Below are 19,535 nucleotides of genomic sequence, written 5' to 3'. Positions count from 1 at the left end.
GAAATATATGAATGTATTTTGGGGACCAGAAATCAGGAATTTGAAGGGTTACATAGAGTGGGGCTTATATTATGTTTTTCTGCTCGTAGGCAATATCAATTCCGTGTTCCCACCCCATCTGTTATTGGTTGGGAACGTACTGCTGATATTTATGATCAGCTCGGCTACTCGTAAGAGAAGCCTTAAGCAGCGCTGCATATTTTCTTTATTGATATGCACAGTATGGATGTTAGTGGAAGTCATTGTCATGATGATACTAACATTTGTCGGTTTTGATTCCAGAACGCTTCAGGATGCCGGAAGTTTCATATCTAAAATATGTATGCTGCTGTTATCCGTCATCATAAGCCACTGCATCAAGGATAAGCACTATTCCGAAATTCCCCTGCTTTACTTTTTGAGCATTTTACTGATACCAGTCAGCAGCATTTATGTGATGCACCATATATTTCTTATTGCGGCTACCCATAGTGAGTATATGATATTCTCCGCCACAGCGAGTTTCCTGCTGCTTGTTGTAAACTATATTATCTTTGAGGTCTACGACTGGATCAGCCGAAACGCTGAACTGCGTGAACAAAACCGACTGTATGCGCAGCAACTGGAGCTTTGTAGCCAGCAGGCAGAAGAACGTGAAAGCCTCTATCTTGAAATCCGCAGAATCCGGCATGATTTGAAAAATCATCTTTCTGGGCTTCTTGGAATGGTTCAGACAGGGCAGATCAGTGATGCAGAGGAATACATACTGCGAATGTTAGATATTGGCGCCGGAAGTCTCCCGGAGGAAGTTTCCCGCAGCGGTAATATCGTTATAGATTCCTTAATCAATAATGCATATGCCGCAGCGCAAAAAGATAACATACAGTTTGATGTCAATGTTCTTGTACCCGCATCCCTTCCATTTGAAAGCGGGCATTTAGCTATAATTTTAGGAAACCTACTGGAAAATGCTCTGGAAGCCTGCCGGGATATTACAGACGGAAAAGGTTTTATATGCCTTGATATTTCTTATGCCAAAGACATTTTTCAGCTATGCATAAAAAACAACTATCAGGCAAAGCGGAAAAAAGATAATATCGGTCACTATCTAACCACCAAAAACGACAACATATATCACGGTCTTGGGCTTTCATCCATAAACCATGCTGTTGTAAATTATCATGGGCAAATGGATATAACGGACAATGACAATCTATTTCAGGTCATTGTGGTCATGTATGGTTCACATTCGGAGAAAGCCGGATAACAAATGATTGATTTCATATTTTTTAAGGAGCTGTCATGGAACATTTAGCAAAAAGATTAGCAGATTATATATGTGAAAAAGAAATTATTACCGAGGAAATGACGGAGATCTACAAGTACGGTTTCCAGTGCTTTTTAGAACTGTCTGTGAGTACCATATGCAGCATTATAATAGCCCTGTTTCTTGGTATGCTGCCTGAGTGCCTTTTCTTTTTCCTGCTTTTTATCCCCATGCGCTCCTACGGCGGCGGCTTGCACATGAAAACATATTTTGCCTGTTTTATAGGCTCCTGCCTGATACTCACAACTTCGCTGATGGCAGTAAAATATTTAACAGTTCCCATTCCGATCTCTTTTACACTGTATCTGTTTACTGCCATACTGATCCTGTTCATCGGTCCGGTTGACCATCCAAATCGGGAAGTAGATGCACAAGAAAACAGCACATTCATTAAGAGAACCTATTTTACGATGTTTATCAGCTTTTTATTGGCTCTATTTTTCATTTTTATGCAAAACACAAGATATATGCTACTTCAAACAATCGTATTTGTCTTTATCTCTGCTACTTCCCTCATCGGACGTCTGATATACAGACAGGCTTAGCTTTCTCTTTGCAATATAGCCTGTATTTTATCCTGCCAGCTTAGAATCTCCCGGTTATACTGCTCCCGCAGGCTGTCCGGCACTTCATCATCAAGCCTGCAAATATCATCATAATCTTTTCTTGGGAGCAGTTCTCTGTTTTCATAAAACCACTGCCAACGCCAGTTCCGAAGCAGACTTTCCGCCATAACCTCCGGCGAAGAAAATATTTCATCAACTATCATTGATAGGTTCTGCCCTTCCTCTTTGCCCAATAAACCGACCAGGGACACATAACCCACCTGATAGATATACGCAATATGGTAATCCTTTGATTTTTCGAGGACATCCGAAAAAATACTTATCAGTCCTTTATATTTATCCATCATACACTCTCCTTCGTCCAATGCAGGAAAACGTGCAAACCACATTTCCCGCAAATATGAATTTTAAAAACTTATTGAATTTATAGAAACAGTCTAACCACTGTGAAAACCTATATGCACATTTTTTGCACTCACATTTATAATAGCAAAAATATATTTCGGCAACATTATCTTCGCAGAAAAAGGCTTTATATTGCAGAAAAAGGTAAAAACTACAAGCTTTCTTCCACCTTTCGCACCCATTCCCTTACTTTTTCAATAAGTTCCTGTTTCCTTTCAAAATGCAGATAATGTCCACCCTCCAGTCGCAACACCTCACTCATATCCGTTTCTGTAATGACCTCCCTATGCAATGTTTCCCATGTTTCTAGTAGCTCGCAGTTTTCCCCTGAAACAAACTGTAATACCGGAACTGTTTCAGGGAATTTCATATCTCTTACAGACTCCAGACTACCTTCCATATGCTTTATTTCATTCATAATATCTTTGCTGTATGCGTAATCCATAGACAAAATGCGGAATACTTCCAGCTCCTTATCTGAATATGGATAAACAGTATCGGCATAAATAGCATTTTCGGGATGCCCGATAGAACGCAGTCTGGTAATGCCTAAAACATTTACTGCTTTCTGGAAATACGCTGATAATTTATTCAATGCTGCCATGCTGATCGGGAGCGGCTCTTCATCGGATTGTTTGGGAACAGACGGATCAATCCCTATAAAGCCCTTTACTTCCTGCGGATAGGCATTTGCCCAGTACAGGGAATACAGCCCGGAAAGCGAGTGAGGCATTAAATAATACTGATCACAGCCTAACCTTTGGGTACACTCATGCAGTTCTTCCACCACAACACTAATCTCACGTTCTGTTCCAACCCTGTCGGAAAGCCCATATCCAAACGGCTCTATGGTTATAACCCTGAAATCCTTTGACAATTCTTCCGCCAGCGGTAGAAATTCCAAAACAGGCGAGGACGATCCCCAACCGGGCAGCAATATGATTGTTGTTTCGTTGTCCTCTCCCTTTATATCCACCACCATATTATGCCCATTCACTTCAACAACCGTTCCATATGCAGCTTGTATTTTGGACTGCTCTGCCTGCTTGCAGATAAAATTCCAAATCATCAGTGCTGCAGCAGCTCCCAATAAAATCAAACCTGCCCATTTCATAATCTTCAATATCTTTTTTCTCATGTTCCTTTCCCCTTTCTTTTTCACAATATTTTTTGGTGTACAGTCAATCTCTGAAAATACCATTTTCTTGATCCTGTCATTGTTGGTTGTATTCCTGACTTCCCCGTTTTCTTCAATCAACTCCGAAGCATTATCAAGCATATCACTAATCCTAATCTGCATTGCTTCCATATCCCTCTTTAATCAGAAATTTTTTAAGCACCTCTCTTCCACGCCGCAGTCTGGTTTTTACCGTCTGGGGATTCATCTGAAGCTCCTGCGCAATCTCATTTACTTTTTTGTACTGGTAGTAATACGCCACAAAAATCTTCCAGTCTAACGGCTTCAACTGTTCTAAAATTCTTGCTATGATCCTCTGCTGTTCTCTTTGGACTATTAGCTGTTCCACGCTGTTATCAATTATCAGAATATCATCCATTAACTGTAAATTCTGCACTTTGGTATTTCTCAGCCAGTCCTTCGCCTTGTTCCTTGCGATAACTGCTATGTATGCCTTAATGCTGCTGTATTCTTCATAATTGATCCTTTCAACTGTATTCCACAGTGAGATAAACGTGTCTGCGACCACCTCCTCCACATCTTCTCTTGTTCCTTTTGAGCTTAATAGGTTTCTGACAATGGCAGTGATATAAGCGCTATACAAATCAATTATTTCTTCAAATGCTTTTTCATCCCTGTTCCGTAACCTCTTTAGTATGCTCTTTTCGTCCATTCCTCCAAATCCTATCTGCTCAAATTTTTTATCAATACGGCATCTGCAAGAATTTGGTTTCACTTTTTAGTAAAAACTGGAAATATTTTAACTGCTCTTATAAATCTGCATACTACAATGTTCTTTACCAAAAAAAGGCGCATAGAATCCCCTATACACCTTTTTCGTCTTTCTTGTATATGCTATAAGAGCTTGTCCAATCCTAGAGACATTTCCTCAAGCATATGTACTAAATATTCCTGCTGATTTACACTCTTACTGTTTAAGATATTTAGAATACGTTCTGTTATGGGAATTTCATTGAGATTTTCATATAAGAGATATGAAAGAGGGACAGCCAATGCATCTGCAATTCTCATGAAGTTTTCTAACGACATTGTTCTGCTCCCATGTTCGATCCGTTTGATAGAATCAACTGAAAGCTCCGCTTTCTCTGCCAGTTCAAATTGGGTTAAATTCTGCTTTTTCCGGTATAATTTCACGTTATCGGCAATAATATATTTTATATCCTTCATTTTCTAATTCTCCATTCTTTCTATTTTGTTGAAATGAAGAATCAGACGGAGGTCCTCTTTTCGACAGTCGAATGTATATATCCTGATGTATCAGCATTTTTCGACAGTAGCAAAAAAAAGAGTACACCGCACCGACCTGCCATGTCGATTTGTGTACTCGTAAGCTGCCGTATTTACTTTTCAGGAGTATATTGTACTGTATCAGACAGCGCATATATCCCTTAAAGAACAATCTATGTAAAAATCTAATCATCAAAAATTAAGAAAAAAATACACCCAACAACGTTTATTTGTTATCAGGTGTACACTAATAATCTTGTTGTTAATTGCATAGTATCATTCATTTGCACAACAAGATTAAGCCTGTTCAGGCTTTGTATTAGCTTGAAAAAATTATGCCGCACAGTAGTCTATATCATATCAAATATTTGCAGTCATAACATTAGCTTTGCAGAAAATGAACTGTTTTTGCAGAAAACGGAATAGGGCTTTTCCAGACATTGCTAACAATATCTAAAAAAGCCCTAAAATATCTTTCATTTTCCAATTTTATTTTTCCAAGCATTTTCCTATCTCTTCAACAATATCCTTTAAATAATTAAATCTCCTCTCAATTACAACATCATTTGAAAATTTAATAGAAAATTCTTCTTCTATTTTCACCAACAAAAAATACGCCTCTGCCGGAAGTAATGCAATTTTTTCTCCAAATATACTTTCTGAAAAAGGATCTTCACATTGTGTCAAATCCCGGAATAGGTATTTTCTAAATATTTCAAACACTTTTTCCTCAATATCTCCTTGCATCTTCCCACTCCTTATACCAGTTCTGCTTCACTATATTCTTGCAGCTTATTAAGAACCAGCTCTGCAATCTTTTCTCCATCGGTTCCGTTCATTATATTAAAAATTGGTACGCTGCTATCCTTACAAGAATCAATTAACGTAGTTACCTCATTATGAGTTATTTTATAATATTGTAGAACCCTACTCTGTTCTGACTCGTTAATATCAACCTGAAAAGTCGATATATTAAATGCATCCACATCTACACCATACTTGTGACGAATTCCTGTTGACAAATTTTCAAAATATTCGGCATTGTAATTATCATATAAGCAGCTCATTATTAATATATCTGGTCTTATAGCCTGCATAACTTCAAACATTGTTATTCCAAAATGCCCCGGAAATTTTTCGTTATATGGCATTATCCCTCCTGGGACACCAACAATTATTATGTCTGACTGTTCCTTCTTTTCTATATCCCTTATATATTTATTAAACCGATATATCTTTTCTGTTTCATTTAGATCAGAATACATAAAATCAGGAAAAGAATGTATGCCAAAAAGTCCCCCATATTGTTTTGAACCTACATGACTTACTTTATAACCTTGCTTACTAAAATATTGATTTACTTCTAATTGTATCTTAAATTTATGGGTAAGCTCATTCAAACCTGCAATTACAGCAATAGGCGTATTTATTTGCAACAGCTTCCATCTATGCTTAATGGTTGGCTGTTTATCAATTAAATAAGTTATCTGCTCTGGCTTGTTAGAACACAGTTCTTTTACCTTGTCACTAACTTCTGTTGCAAAAATAATTTCTTTATTATGACTAATAGCATCCTCTACATAGATCAACACTGCCTGCTCTATTTCCTCATTAGTGCAATCAGCAACTATCATGACACCTTGAAAATCCTGTCCATAGTCTATGGTTTCCAGAATATTAACTCCTATATTCTTTCCACCATCTACTATTCCCGCATCTTTCCCATTTACTCCCCAACCAGACGGCGCTAAGACATCTATTACTTCGTAATCTATAAGCATATCCCTATATCTTAAAATTTCACAGCAATTATAATTATATGGAAAAAGCAATACTTTTTTCATCAGTCTGTTTCCTCCAATTCTTCAAAATCCATTTTCAATTCTTTCAATATGCAATATTCCCTAAAATTTGTTTCTACAGCACTCCTAATTGAATCACATCGAGACAGCCTCTTCTCTACTGATAATTTATCCCTGTCTTCCGCATAAACCGCACACGAAGTACAAAATCGAAATGCCCAACATTTTTTACACACATTCTCTGAGATCTTGCCAACATTTAACAAAGTTTTTGCCTTATCTATATCTATTCCCTGTTCTACATCGCCAATAATCATCATCTTTGAATCTTCGTTAGTTCTTTCACATGGATAGAAGTTTCCATCAGCATTAACGAATAGCCTTTGCAGCCCTGGAACACAGGGACCACCTGGATGACCTATTTTATATCCAGATTCATCTCCTTTTAACATATCTGCAATATTATTTTTAATTCCACCCAAATAACCATTCACCAATGGAGAAACATCTTCTTCAATATCTCTATAATAATTGAAAATCACTTTAAATTGCTCATAAGAACGATTCATATAATATTCTGGTGCTTTTACTATTTCTTCTTTATAATTAACATCATTTTTTTGTGAAGCATTTACTTCTATACCCTTTACTCTTTCATCTCTCATAAAAAATTCATTGGAATCTCTATATCCATCTACAGGGTCCATAACCATATTAAAATGAACCCTCTGTAAGAAATCAGGAAAATCTTTTCTCAACCAACCGATATTTTCTATAACCTTGTCGAAAGTTCCCTTTCCTGATTCTGCATAAACTCTGTTTTTGTCCTGTATCTTTTTGGAACCATCCAAACTTATTGTTAAATAGAACTGATTATCAATAAAAAACTGAACAATATCCTTATTAAGAATCGTAGCATTTGTTGTCAAATTGTATTCAACTGGCTTTCCTAATGAGCATCCGTTAATATATGAAACACATTTGCGAATTAATTCCATCTCTAAAGTTGGCTCACCGCCATAAAATCCAAATCTTAATTTCGGCATTTGTGAACTATGTAAAATATAATAGTCAATTGCTTTTTTTGCCGTTTCAAAGGACATTCTCTTATTGTTATGCTTTCGGTTAATATAACTTCCAGAGTATACACAATATTTACAGCGTAAATTACAATTCTGTGTTACTTGTAGTGTAAGCATATGTACACTATTCCCTAACGCACTCTCTATATTCCTTGTCATGGGATGTTCTATCATTTCAATATACTGTGAACTCAAATAACCTTCATTCTGCAATTCCTTAATAATTTCATTATTCCCTCTATACTCACACTGCTCCGCTGCGCTTAATTCTTTAATTTCATTATAAGTATCTCTATTTACTTTTAATATGACATTCTTCGGAACATCATACACATAATATTTTCCACAAGTCCTAAACAAATGGCAGTTTAATTTCTTAATTGTACTTTCCATTATTCCTCCCATATGTTACAAGGGACTGCTTGTTCAACAGTCCCTCGTACACTCCACTTCCTGACATACAAACTAGCCGATCAGCATTAATGTTCCATCATTCTGGCTTTTTGTTCCATTATAGAGCATGGAATCAACGGAAGCAGCCGCACATGCTTTGCATACACAAAATGCACCTCCACATGCATACGCCTGAACAGTATTATTGTTGCCTGTTCTCTTCTTTCCTAATTTCTTCATTTATTTCACCTCCTACTCTACATATTTATGTCATTGAAAAACAACATATCAAATTAAACAGTTATATCCATCTGCACTCCTTTTTCTTCTGTGATTTTTCTAACATGTCCATCAAGCCCAATATCTAAAAGTTCTTCTTTCAGATCAGCTCTCATGGCTTTGCCATTTTTCCTCTTTTCCAGCAACTTTTCTGCTGTTTCTGCCTTGATTATTCGCTTTTCTTTCAATTTCTCTTCTTCTTTTCTTTTCGCCCGCTTCTCTTCTAACTGCTTTTGTACCTTTTCTTTATACACAGTACCGGGATTTTCATACGTATCCTTACTCCTGCCAACCATCCAATACGACACTTTTCCATTTTTGTCAATGACAACACCTGCACCAAGAATCTCATCATTATTTTCCTGTGCAAATTTTTCTATCCGTTCTGCATTTCCACTCATATCTGAAACTACTTTTTCATATTTCTCTGCTGTCTGCGGATCTGTTGCCATCCTCTCCACAACACTAGCTGAAATAGCCACATTATTATAACCACGGCTACCTAACATATAGGCATCTGACTGTTTTTCACTGTTAAAATCTGCTACCGTAATATTTACATCCGAGTATTTCTGTTTCAAATCACTCAGATAACTTTGAGCAGTCTCACTCAATCCACTACTTCCTTTTGCATTGTAGCTGGTTCTATTCGCTGCATATGTATTTGTATAGTCGGTTACTCCTGCTATTGCCATAGTATCATCCTCCCTTATTTAAATTTCAGACTTTTCTTTAATGATAACAGACTTTTAAACAAATACAATTACCCTTGCAGAAAATGAATTGTTTTTGCAGAAAACGGCACAAAAAAAATCTTTACAGACAGACTTGCTTCTGAAAAGATTTTCTTATACTTATTCTGCTTTTTCCAACATAACATTTAGTTCATCACTTTTCCCTATCAAATCATCATATCTCCCTAAAGCTGTAACCACTCCCTCCTTCAGTACAACGATCTGATCCACTTTGCTCAATATTTCTTTCTTATGTGTTATCACTATCACTGTTTTGTCTTTTAGCCGAGTATCAAGCAGTCCGTTTATTTGCTGTTCTGAATAAGCATCTGTGTTTGAAGTAGCTTCATCAAATAAAATAATCGGCTTGTCATGCACCAATGCCCTTGCAAGGGCTATTTTCTGCTTTTGCCCGCCGGAGAGCATTGCCCCATTCTGCCCTACCACATGATCTAAGGAAACCTCGTTTATAAAATCTTCAAGTCCACTGTCCTTGCAGGCAGCTTCTATCACTGTATCATCTATTTGTTTATACAGACAGATGTTATTCTTTATTGTGTCATTGAATAAGTAGATTTGTTGGCTCACAACAGATACCATATTTCGGTATTCTGGCAATGGCAGCTCTGAAATATTTTCTGCTCCCAACAGTATTTCACCGCTTGTCGGCTCATACATTCTCGTAAGAAGATTGATGATTGTTGTCTTTCCCGAACCATTGCGCCCGATTATAGCTGTCTTGCTGCATTTTGCAAATAATATATCAATATTCTTTAAAATGCACTTATCCCTTTCATACGCAAAAGAAACCTTCTGCAATCTCAAATCATTTGGACATAGATCCGTTTTCTTTCCATTATCCGTTTCTTCCTCCAATTCCATAAACGCATAATATCTTTTTGTTGACGGAATAATCCCTGATAACAGGTATCCTATATTTAGGATTGCAGAAATCGGTCCGGTAACGTAAGCACTATATGTAATGAAAGCGAACACACTGCCTACTGAAAGTTTCATATCAAACACTAAATTTGCGCCCAGTATGTATAATAATGTGGAAAGAAACTGTACCATGATACTATCTGTTATCGTATTCCACTGCCCTAACATATTCATCTGCTTTTGTTTCTCTATAATATTGTTCTGATTAAACTCAAACTCCTCATGCTTTTTATCCAAGATATTAAACAGCTTGACTTCCCGTACCCCTCCAACGGTATCTCCAAACCATTTAGCGTACTCCTGATTCCTTTTTATGAACTCGTCCATAATCTGTTTTTGCTTTTTTGCAAAGTATTTCATTACCACACACTTAATAGGTATAAACAGAAGAACCAGTACCGTCATTCTGAAATCTATTATGAATAAACCTATTATGCCGCCTGTCATGCTAAACGTCTGCGTAATTACGAAAAAAACACTGCTGTCAGCAATAGATGTCATCTGGTTAATATCCATGTTGATATTATTCAAAGTCTCCGCATAATTTGTGTTATTGAAATAGTTTACCCGCAGCTTCATAAGATGTGAAAAAGACTGTTCCGAAAGAAAATATTGTATCTTTGCTGAAATATCTACACGTTTCTTTTCCTTAACTATATCTATGAGGGAATTTATAGTGTAGATTACCATAGACGCCAAGACCAGCTCTATCAATAATTTCTTATTTCCACCAATAAAGCCATCGTCCATGATCCGCCTGCTGATCAGCGGAACACATAGATTTAACCCGGTAGAAACAAGCAGACAGCCGACAATTACAACTATTGTTTTTTTGTATCTGCCTAGTAACAGAAGTAATCTTTTTACAGCCTCTTTGTTATCCATCTTCTTCCTCCGTCAGTTTCGCTTCTATAATATGATATATTTCCTCAACATCTTTTCTGTCAATCAGTCCAGATATTTTTTTCTCAATCTTTTCTCCTTCAAAAGAGAACTGAATAATATTTATATTTCCCTCATTGCAAAGACTGATCTGCACATCACAATCAGGATATACTTTCAAATATTTATCTTGTTCTTCCACTGGAACGCACCATATGACCAAATCACTCTGTTTATAAAAAGTCTGGCTCTCTATAAAATTTTTCCAAGCATCAATATCTGATACCGGCTCCGGCATATATTCTAATGCATATAATACACTCTCCGGCTCCATTCCTATTGTATATGCGTTATAACCGCCATTGGCAAATGCCCTCTTTAGTTCTGTGAGTACATAGAACTTATCTATAACATCTTCCACTGCCAGTATCACTACCGGAACTTCAAGACCATTTCCCTGATAATAATTATGCTCAATTTGCCGTTGCCTTGTTTCCCTGCTCCAAATGAATCCTTGAACATCTATATTATGAATGTCCTCATTTCCAAGATATATTAAGTTCTTATTTCTTATATCCAAATTTCCTAATTCTGCCATAGAATAGGCTATTACCGTATCTGCTTTCCCCTGTATTTCATCATACGCCCCTGTAACTGTTTCAAAATAATACTCTGCCCTGCTCATAGTTCCTCTGCCCGATATATACGCCCTGTAAATCCAATCCGGCTCATAACCCTCCACTGTCATTTCAATATGGCTTTGCTCTTTTGCATATCTCTTTAATTTTACTATATCAAGAGTTTTGTCATTGTTTAGTTTATTTGCAATCAAAGCACATATATATGGCGCAGCATAACTATTACTTAATGATGTTATTGTTTCTATGTCACATATCTTAACAATATGTTCAGATGGAACAACCGAATCAATTCCCATCTGCATATAATCCTTAAAATAATTTAAAGGGCTATCTGTTGTTGCTATACCAATTACATTTGTTAAACTAGCCGGATATGTCACAAAACCCGAATTAGCAGTTGCCGCCACAATAATCAAACCATTATTCACATACTTATTAACCAAATTTCTTAACTTTTCATACTCATTAAAGTTTGTAGTTCCAAAACTTAAATTAACAATCGTTATATTGTTCTGATAACACCATTCAAATGCAGGTTCTATTTTTTCAATCCTTCCATTACCGTCTTTATCTAAAATTCTTAAACTATTCAACGTACAGTGAGGATTGTATTTTTTAACAATTAATGCACATAAAGTCCCATGTTGAAATTCTGTAATTTGAATTTCAACATAATCCTCCTTGCAATTATTGTCATCATCTACAAAAATCTTAGACTGTATTTTATCTATTCCAACAATTTTCCCACTTATTCCATTATCAATTATTGCTATTTGTTCATCATTCAATTGTTTCACCAATTTATCCTTTTATTTACATCACTTGAAAATCTGCGTATTCAGATAATGTTTCTATCACATGTTCAGCAAGTTTTTCATACATAGCTCTGCTATAAACATCATCTGGGTAGCTGGCTCTATACCTATCAACCTCTTCATCGTCAAAAGAAAGATATTTGATCGTCCCTTCTGTTTGCAACGAAAGTGAATCGTATGAATGATTCGATATTATAATAGCGTCAATATCTGCCTGATAACGGTATTTACACAATTTCTTTAATTCTTCAAAATATTCATTAGTATAAATATTGTTATGTATGCAGAACAATAACATATCACTTTTAATTGCATTAAAAACTTCAAAAGCGAAAACCCCAAAAAACTCGGAGTGTTTTTCAGATATGGGCATAATGCTTCCCGGTATTCCAATTAGAATTATATCGGGATTTTCTTCAATTTCCAACTCCTTTATATAATGATTAAATCCAATAATTTTTTCAGACTCATCAATTTGATTCCCATACATGAATGTTGGAAAAGAATGTAAACCCACTATTTCCATATTTTTTCTGGAAGAAACCACGCATACATTATAATCTAATTTATTCAAATATCGTTTTATAAACATTTGAACTTCCAGCTTATTACAACATTCTCCCATACCCGCAACAACTATTACTGGTGTATAAATCGACTTTAACTGTTTATTATCTGAAACTCGTAATTGAGTTTGTCTCCTAACATCTATCAATGCTACTTTTTCATTTGAACATATATCTTCTATACATGCATATGATTTTTCATCTATGTCCCTATTTAAAATAATCTTTTGTACAAATTTTGCAGATAATTTAACCACTTCCAAAATTTCATTTATATGTAAATTCGTTCTGATTGTGTCAATTAACAATAATGCATCAATTCGTTCCCAATTAACAGCATTTATATTTGTTTTTATTGGAATATTTTCTCCCACTTTCTTATTTTGTAATCCCCATCCAACTGGAGACAAAATCTCTCTTATTTCCATTGTCTCAATAAAATCGCCATACTTAATGACTGCCTCAAAGTCTTCATCATATGGATATACCAATGTTCTCATAATTTTCTTCCTTTCATTTATTCAAAATTGTATCCATTCTCTCTTAGTACACAATATTCCTTCATCATTTCATCTGCCGTAAAACGCATAGATGCGCACCTCTCTAATCGCTTCTTTGCAACTAATTTATCTCCGTCACTCATATCTGATGCACATCCATCACAATAACCCATTGCCCAACATGAACTGCACTGTGTTTTAGTATATTGAGCAATGTTTAATAGTTCTTTAACTTTATCAAGATAAAAACCATCTTCCAAACTACCTATTTTATATGCATAATTCGTTTCACTAACTCTTTCACATGGGAATAATTCTCCATCTACAGTAACAAATAGGCGATTGACACCTGGAATACATGGTCCACTTGGATACGTTTTTCCATTTGAAATGAAAGGCTTTTTCAAATGTTCATGCACGCTTTGTTTTAACTTATTAATATGTGCTGACAACAATTTTGAAACATCTTCTTGCTCCAATCTTCCAATACAAAACAAAAACATTTTAAACAACTCGTATTTGTAGTTTATAACAAATTCTTCTTGTATGTCTTTATACTCTTTCGCATCACGTTCACTGACCGTTGTAAATGTCACGTCTGCTTTCTTCATAAAATCTGAAGAAAAGAAGTCATTACTTATTTTAAAATTATTTTCTTCGTCAAATACAGCATTGAAGCTAATTGTATCTACATAATCTGGATATAATTGCTGGAATTTGTTCAAATTATCTAAAACCTTTGCAAATGTACCTTTTGTATGATCGGCAAAAACACGATTTTTATTATGTATTTCTTCTGGCCCATCTAAACTAATTGTTAAATTAATTTTATGTACCTGTAAAAAATCCATCATCTCATTTGTTAATAATGTTGCATTAGTAGTCATATTGAGATTTAATTGTTTACCACTAAATTTCATTTCACAATATTCCACAATATTCCTTATGAGCTCAAATTCTAATAAAGGTTCTCCCCCATAGAAACTTATTGAAGCAATATCAATATTTTTGCTATGATTGTAGTAAAAATCCACCGCTTGTTTTGCTGTTTCAAAATTCATGCGTTTATTTGTATGAACACGATTAACATAGCTACCCGAATAAACACAATATTTACACCTCAGATTACAATTTTGTGTAACCTGCAATATTAAAAGAGATAAATTGTTTTGTATATAGCTTTCCACTTTATCTGTTAAAGGATGCTCAATCTGGAAGTTTCTATCTATTGGTTGCAAAAAACCACGTTCCTTCAATTTGCTAATTCTTATATCTCCATTTGGAATCTCTTGCTCATTTTTCAATATATTATAGGTGGATTCATTTATTCTAATTATAGAATTTATATTAACATCATACAAATAACATGAGTTTAATGTTCTAAATGTATGAATAAAAAAATCATTTTTTTGCATTACATTATCCTTCCTCCAAAATTATATTTTTTAAAAATACAGCGATAGGCTATCCTATCGCTGTATCCTGTCAATTCACTGTCTTTCAAAAAAATTACATAGAAGACCATGTTGACATCTGCATTCCACTAGATACGACCTTTGCCAAATTCTGGACCTGCGTGGTATATGCGTCTGTAGTGCCACATGAGCAACCAATACCGCAAACAGACATGCAGTTGCAAGCAAAGGACATTACTGTACCATTACTTACTGAATTTTTCTTTCCTAATGTTTTTTTCATTGTCATATCCTCCTTTCATGAATATTTTATAAACAAAATTATTATGTAAACAATAATTTGATTATAATCTTTAAGATTTTTTAATTGTTTCACCTGACAACACTTCAACATTTTTTTCATAAGCAGAAGCTGCTGTTGTCATCAAAGGCAGAACAGCAATATTATCACTGCCAGTATTAGATTTATGTAACAAATTTGACATTCTCTGTCGGCTTGCATATACCTGACTTATATATTCAGCTTCTGCTTGTTTGCGTCTTGCTAATTGCTCCTTTTGACTTTTTTCAATTTGCTCTTCAAGCAATTCCTTTATCTTTTTATGGCGTTTCTCCCACCAAGTTTCCCCGTCACTTACATTTTCTAAACTGCTCCCCCCCGCTGGACCTGCATAACCATAACATTCTTCCGGCGATGCTCCAATAACATCATAACCAACATAGTTTGAACATCCGGTTATACCTTGAACCGAACATGCTGAACGTACCCGATTCAAAACATATTCCTCATACTCTGGATCAATTTTCATTCTTTCAAAAGCTTCTTCTTTAATTATAATTGCTCCCGATGAGTATGTAGAACGAGCCCATCCGCTAACGGGCATTTGGGATATTTCATTCATAACCCATTGCTTATACTCATCCAACGTCATTTCACCTTTGGATTTTCCACCAACTGAACTATTTGAAACTTTAGCTAAATTCGGTGGATAATTAATTGTCATGTCCCCAGGAAACTTCATAGCACTTGATTCTGTAACGCCACTATTTTCAATTGTTCCCACAATTTTATCTGAAAAAGATTCCGATACTTTTTCATTATTCTTATTTTGTATAGAACTTGTATAGGAGTTCCTATATGGATTTACTCCTATATTTCCAACATTTGCACCAAGCATAATTATTCTCCTCCTAGCTTTTTGTTAATTCCTTCTACTAATTCTGTATAGTCGTCAAACTGCGTACTCAATATTTCATCCTTTGAAAAAATAATTCCAAACTCTTTTTCCACTTCTATAAATAATTCTAAAAGATTAGCAGCAGAAAAACCTATTTCACTTGACAGAAATCTATGCTCTCTCATCATTTCAACTTTATCTGCACTACAGCCGAACTTTTCAGTAAAAACTCTATCCAACTTATCTTCTATACTTTTATTTGATACTGTCACACCGTATATCTCCTTTCTACGATTCCTCTGTCAGTCAGAACCACATCGTTTTCCTAAAAGGTCCAAACGAACAACATACATATAGTTAAACAAAGTCTAATTATGTTGAATAACAATCAAGACATACCTGTGACAAAATAAAGTGACAAGTTTAATTAAGCTAGGCTGCGCACTAATTTCTTAATGCGACAGCCAACTTTATACACACTAGACTTCGCAACCAGTATTTAGTTTTCCCTTTTCTTCGGTCTTTTCGGCTGGTGATAAATCGCTGAACACTCCGCCGTCCTGCCAAGAACTGTTTTTTCCACTTCATTCCGGGCAATTCTCTCCACTACCTTCAATACCTTGTTTGTAATCTTTTCTGTTTTCTTCATCTTACCTTTACCTCCTGTTTCAATAATTTTGCTACGCACATCAGAAGCGAACACAATATGATAGCGATTGACATATAACTTACATAGAGCTGGTTCATCCCCAAGATGTCCAATAAAATTATTACTGCTGCCTCCATCAATACAAGTAATCTGGCTGACTTTTTGTTTTCCTGCAATTCGTCCTTGTCCATATCAATGTTAGGGTGATTTACGGTTCCTATAATCTCAATGATAAGCACCGCAAAAAACAGTGTTACACACATAATATAAGACTTTTCCGATAAGATTGCAGCCACCTGAATAATTCCAATATAAGTTATGATTGTCGCAAGATAGCACTGCCAGAATTTATCTGCATGATAACCCCCGGTTCGTTTTCTCAATGAAAGAAAAAATACCAGAAAAATAATCGTTGCTATGAATTGATTAAAAAGCATACCGATTATCAGCATGGTTCCAACCGCAATAATATGTTCTGCCAAAGTTATCAAAACATATTCATAATAATCTCTGCTGGATTTTTCAATTATTTTTCGTTCCTCCATTTGAGTTACTAACTGCATTACTATCTTTTCTACCATAGCTATATGTCCCTCCTTTTATTCAGTATAAAGAAAAAACGAAATAAAACAATATCCTTTGCAGAAAGTGGACACTTTACAGCAGAAAACGGCACAAAAAAGCATCCCATATGCTCTATCCGACATATAAGATGCTTGTTATCAGGCAGGAATAATTATTGAAAAATAAAACTCATAATTATCATCCTTTATGATATATGATCCGCCATACTTCTCAATGACTTCAATAATATTTTTGATTCCTACTCCATGTTCCTCTGCCTGTACCAATTTTGTAGATTTTATTTCCCCATTCTCATATACAATCGGATTACTGAATGTATTTTTAACTCCGATCTTTATCATTCCATCTTCATTAACAAATTTCAACTTCAATATTCTTTTTCCGTCATCACATTTTTTACACGCTTCTATCGCATTATCAAGCAGATTAGATAATATTGTAACAATATCTTCGTCTTTCATCCACACACCAGACAAATCGTTTACACGCAGCACAACAACAATCCCGTTTGTATCTGCTTCCTGATACTTTGTATTTAAAATTGCGTTCACTATTATGTTATTCGTATCAATAGCATCCAGTTCCTTATCAAGTCTCCCATGCACCGCTTTTACATATTCTTCCAGTTTTGAATACTGCTCTCGATTCAATAGCTGTTCAATGCAATCAATTTGATTTTTATACTCATGTGTTTTCTTTTTCTGTTTGTCAAAATTTTCTGATATTGACCGATACATTTCTGTCTGGCTTTTGACCTGGAGTTGGAAAATTCTATGCTCATATAACTTTGTTTCCCTCTCCGCAATATCGTTGATTAAATAGAATACCACAATATTCATTCCAATCATTCCAAAAGCACCTACAAACACCAGCATGATCTGGTCAGTTGTTTCAACATTTTTAAAGAATGAAAGCATTGAAGTTATGATAACTATCGTAAATATAGGAAAAACCAACAATTTTAACCAATCCGTGTCACATAATACCTCGATTGACTTTTTTCCAATTTTTCTTCTTATAATGATAACGCCTAAAAATAATATTGCTCTTCCAAGTAGAATTACAAGAACATTCTCTAAATTATACTGTTTTCCTGTCAGCTCATTGCCTGAACATATTTCCTTGTTAATAGAGTATGCGAGATAATCCGTTGACAACAGCATCGCCTGATACAACAGCCCCAGTGCAAACGACTTTCCTATACTTATCTTCACATGCCATAACATAACCCCGGCATATATTGATGCCACCACTATTTGTTTTAAAATCATTACATTTGAAAATGTCCTTGCCATTATAAATACACTGATTTCAAGGACAAATAGCTGAACTATGTTGATCCAGCCCTTATTCCTCACTTTTCCAAATATTTCACAGAAGATTTTGCTACATAACACTTCAAAAAATAATATTAAAATTTCCACCACTAAATCAGACATTTAAACTTCTCCCTGATATAATATAAACTGCTCCTTTACATATGTATACCTTACTTTTGGTATAGATAATTCAACCCCGTTTGTCAATACAACTTTATATCTTTTGACATTCTCTATGTATTTTTGATTTACAAGGTAGCTTTGATGTATCCTTATAAAACCATTTTCTGCCAGTTCTTCCTCTAACGTATTCAATGTTCCATATGTGGTATATACCATCATATCATCTTCCATAATATGAAACTCCAATTTATGCAGATTGCTCTCAATATACAACAATCTTTCTAATGATATTTTCTTTGTCCCCTCCTTAAACTCAAACTCTTTTTTTGCAACTGAATAATTCAGTTTATCCATAATGGCATCCATACACTCATTCACTGTACTCTGAAAGTTAGCATTGCCTTTTAATAAATACCGGACGGCATCTAACCGATAGCCTTCTAAAGAATAATTCACATATGCTGTCACAAATACAATAAGTATATCCCTGCTTACCTTCCTAATCTTTTCAGCCGTCCTGATCCCATCAATCTTGTCCATGTTAATATCTAAAAAAACGACAGTATAACGCACCACCTCTATCCCCAAGTTTACCAATGCTTCACCAGAGCCATATGCATCTATTTTAAAGACCAGCCCTTTTTCCATCATATAACTGGAAATCAGTCTTTCTAATTCTTCTGTAAATAAACTCTCATCATCACATATAGCAATTCTGAACATCCATTTTTCCCTCCCCTCTCAATAATCTAATGGTAGCCTGTCTCTGAAGTATCGTACTTCCTTTAGCTTGTATTTCGACATATCGTGCCGAAATCTTTAATCCTCCACCTATATTCATAGTAAAGAAATACGACATGCCAAAAACAGTATGAATTAGCCCTTTCATTTTATTTCCCTTTAACGCATTAGTCAATTAAATTACAGA

Annotated in this window: 22 protein-coding genes; 2 read left to right on the top strand and 20 right to left on the bottom strand. The window is 35.2% G+C overall.

What is annotated here, in order from left to right; all coding sequences use genetic code 11:
- The first annotated feature begins 7 nt into the window (after window positions 1-7).
- Entirely contained in the window at window positions 8-1,246 is a 1,239-nt protein-coding gene (locus C805_RS12260) for a sensor histidine kinase (protein WP_242832662.1), read from the top strand.
- 35 nt (window positions 1,247-1,281) lie between these two features.
- Window positions 1,282-1,851, top strand: coding sequence for an accessory gene regulator ArgB-like protein (locus C805_RS12255; protein ID WP_016214168.1), 570 nt, complete (start codon window positions 1,282-1,284; stop codon window positions 1,849-1,851).
- Here the strand turns inward: C805_RS12255 and C805_RS12250 are convergent.
- The 20 genes from C805_RS12250 to C805_RS12165 all read right to left on the bottom strand — a co-directional run bounded on the left by C805_RS12250 (window position 1,848) and on the right by C805_RS12165 (window position 19,330).
- Window positions 1,848-2,219, bottom strand: coding sequence for a hypothetical protein (locus tag C805_RS12250; protein WP_016214167.1), 372 nt, complete (start codon window positions 2,217-2,219; stop codon window positions 1,848-1,850). The two genes, C805_RS12255 and C805_RS12250, sit on opposite strands and share 4 nt — an antisense overlap.
- 209 nt (window positions 2,220-2,428) lie before the next feature.
- On the bottom strand, window positions 2,429-3,577 hold the full coding sequence (locus C805_RS12245; protein ID WP_031200984.1) for an alpha/beta fold hydrolase: 1,149 nt from the start codon (window positions 3,575-3,577) through the stop codon (window positions 2,429-2,431).
- Entirely contained in the window at window positions 3,567-4,127 is a 561-nt protein-coding gene (locus tag C805_RS12240) for an RNA polymerase sigma factor (protein WP_016214165.1), read from the bottom strand. The genes C805_RS12245 and C805_RS12240 overlap by 11 nt, the downstream gene beginning before the upstream one ends.
- A gap of 182 nt (window positions 4,128-4,309) precedes the next feature.
- Window positions 4,310-4,642: a helix-turn-helix domain-containing protein gene (locus C805_RS12235; protein ID WP_016214164.1), complete on the bottom strand. Its 333-nt coding sequence runs from the start codon at window positions 4,640-4,642 to the stop codon at window positions 4,310-4,312.
- Window positions 4,643-5,191: 549 nt separating this feature from the next.
- On the bottom strand, window positions 5,192-5,449 hold the full coding sequence (locus C805_RS12230; RefSeq protein ID WP_016214163.1) for a hypothetical protein: 258 nt from the start codon (window positions 5,447-5,449) through the stop codon (window positions 5,192-5,194).
- A gap of 11 nt (window positions 5,450-5,460) precedes the next feature.
- Entirely contained in the window at window positions 5,461-6,546 is a 1,086-nt protein-coding gene (locus tag C805_RS12225) for a TIGR04066 family peptide maturation system protein (protein WP_016214162.1), read from the bottom strand.
- A complete protein-coding gene (ccpM, locus tag C805_RS12220; RefSeq protein WP_016214161.1) occupies window positions 6,546-7,979 on the bottom strand; it encodes a Cys-rich peptide radical SAM maturase CcpM in 1,434 nt (477 codons plus the stop codon). The genes C805_RS12225 and ccpM (C805_RS12220) overlap by 1 nt, the downstream gene beginning before the upstream one ends.
- 72 nt (window positions 7,980-8,051) lie before the next feature.
- On the bottom strand, window positions 8,052-8,219 hold the full coding sequence (locus C805_RS25770) for a CLI_3235 family bacteriocin precursor (protein ID WP_016214160.1): 168 nt from the start codon (window positions 8,217-8,219) through the stop codon (window positions 8,052-8,054).
- 53 nt (window positions 8,220-8,272) lie between these two features.
- Complete coding sequence (locus C805_RS12215; RefSeq protein ID WP_016214159.1) at window positions 8,273-8,953, bottom strand: DUF6033 family protein; 681 nt, start codon at window positions 8,951-8,953, stop codon at window positions 8,273-8,275.
- Between the two features lie 159 nt (window positions 8,954-9,112).
- Window positions 9,113-10,819, bottom strand: coding sequence for an ABC transporter ATP-binding protein (locus tag C805_RS12210; RefSeq protein ID WP_016214158.1), 1,707 nt, complete (start codon window positions 10,817-10,819; stop codon window positions 9,113-9,115).
- Window positions 10,812-12,254: a S8 family serine peptidase gene (locus C805_RS12205; RefSeq protein ID WP_016214157.1), complete on the bottom strand. Its 1,443-nt coding sequence runs from the start codon at window positions 12,252-12,254 to the stop codon at window positions 10,812-10,814. Before C805_RS12205 ends, C805_RS12210 begins: the two co-directional genes overlap by 8 nt.
- Before the next feature lie 16 nt (window positions 12,255-12,270).
- Entirely contained in the window at window positions 12,271-13,338 is a 1,068-nt protein-coding gene (locus C805_RS12200; RefSeq protein ID WP_016214156.1) for a TIGR04066 family peptide maturation system protein, read from the bottom strand.
- A 17-nt stretch (window positions 13,339-13,355) separates the two neighbouring features.
- A complete protein-coding gene (gene ccpM, locus C805_RS12195) occupies window positions 13,356-14,753 on the bottom strand; it encodes a Cys-rich peptide radical SAM maturase CcpM (protein WP_016214155.1) in 1,398 nt (465 codons plus the stop codon).
- 94 nt (window positions 14,754-14,847) lie between these two features.
- Window positions 14,848-15,036: a CLI_3235 family bacteriocin precursor gene (locus tag C805_RS25765; protein WP_016214154.1), complete on the bottom strand. Its 189-nt coding sequence runs from the start codon at window positions 15,034-15,036 to the stop codon at window positions 14,848-14,850.
- A gap of 70 nt (window positions 15,037-15,106) precedes the next feature.
- Window positions 15,107-15,931, bottom strand: a complete 825-nt coding sequence (locus tag C805_RS12190; RefSeq protein WP_016214153.1) for a hypothetical protein — start codon at window positions 15,929-15,931, stop codon at window positions 15,107-15,109.
- Window positions 15,932-15,933: 2 nt separating this feature from the next.
- Entirely contained in the window at window positions 15,934-16,203 is a 270-nt protein-coding gene (locus tag C805_RS12185) for a hypothetical protein (protein WP_016214152.1), read from the bottom strand.
- Window positions 16,204-16,430: 227 nt separating this feature from the next.
- Window positions 16,431-16,580, bottom strand: coding sequence for an AgrD family cyclic lactone autoinducer peptide (locus C805_RS12180; protein ID WP_016214151.1), 150 nt, complete (start codon window positions 16,578-16,580; stop codon window positions 16,431-16,433).
- Window positions 16,577-17,161: an accessory gene regulator B family protein gene (locus C805_RS12175; RefSeq protein WP_016214150.1), complete on the bottom strand. Its 585-nt coding sequence runs from the start codon at window positions 17,159-17,161 to the stop codon at window positions 16,577-16,579. The genes C805_RS12180 and C805_RS12175 overlap by 4 nt, the downstream gene beginning before the upstream one ends.
- 141 nt (window positions 17,162-17,302) lie before the next feature.
- Entirely contained in the window at window positions 17,303-18,604 is a 1,302-nt protein-coding gene (locus C805_RS12170) for a sensor histidine kinase (RefSeq protein ID WP_016214149.1), read from the bottom strand.
- Window positions 18,605-19,330: a LytR/AlgR family response regulator transcription factor gene (locus C805_RS12165; protein WP_016214148.1), complete on the bottom strand. Its 726-nt coding sequence runs from the start codon at window positions 19,328-19,330 to the stop codon at window positions 18,605-18,607. It lies immediately after the preceding gene.
- Window positions 19,331-19,535 lie beyond the last annotated feature (205 nt).

Source organism: Eubacterium sp. 14-2 (assembly GCF_000403845.2).
Classification (GTDB): Bacteria; Bacillota; Clostridia; order Lachnospirales; family Lachnospiraceae; genus Petralouisia.
The sequence above is the reverse complement of the archived record's forward strand: the minus strand, read 5'-3'. Positions and strand labels throughout refer to the sequence as shown.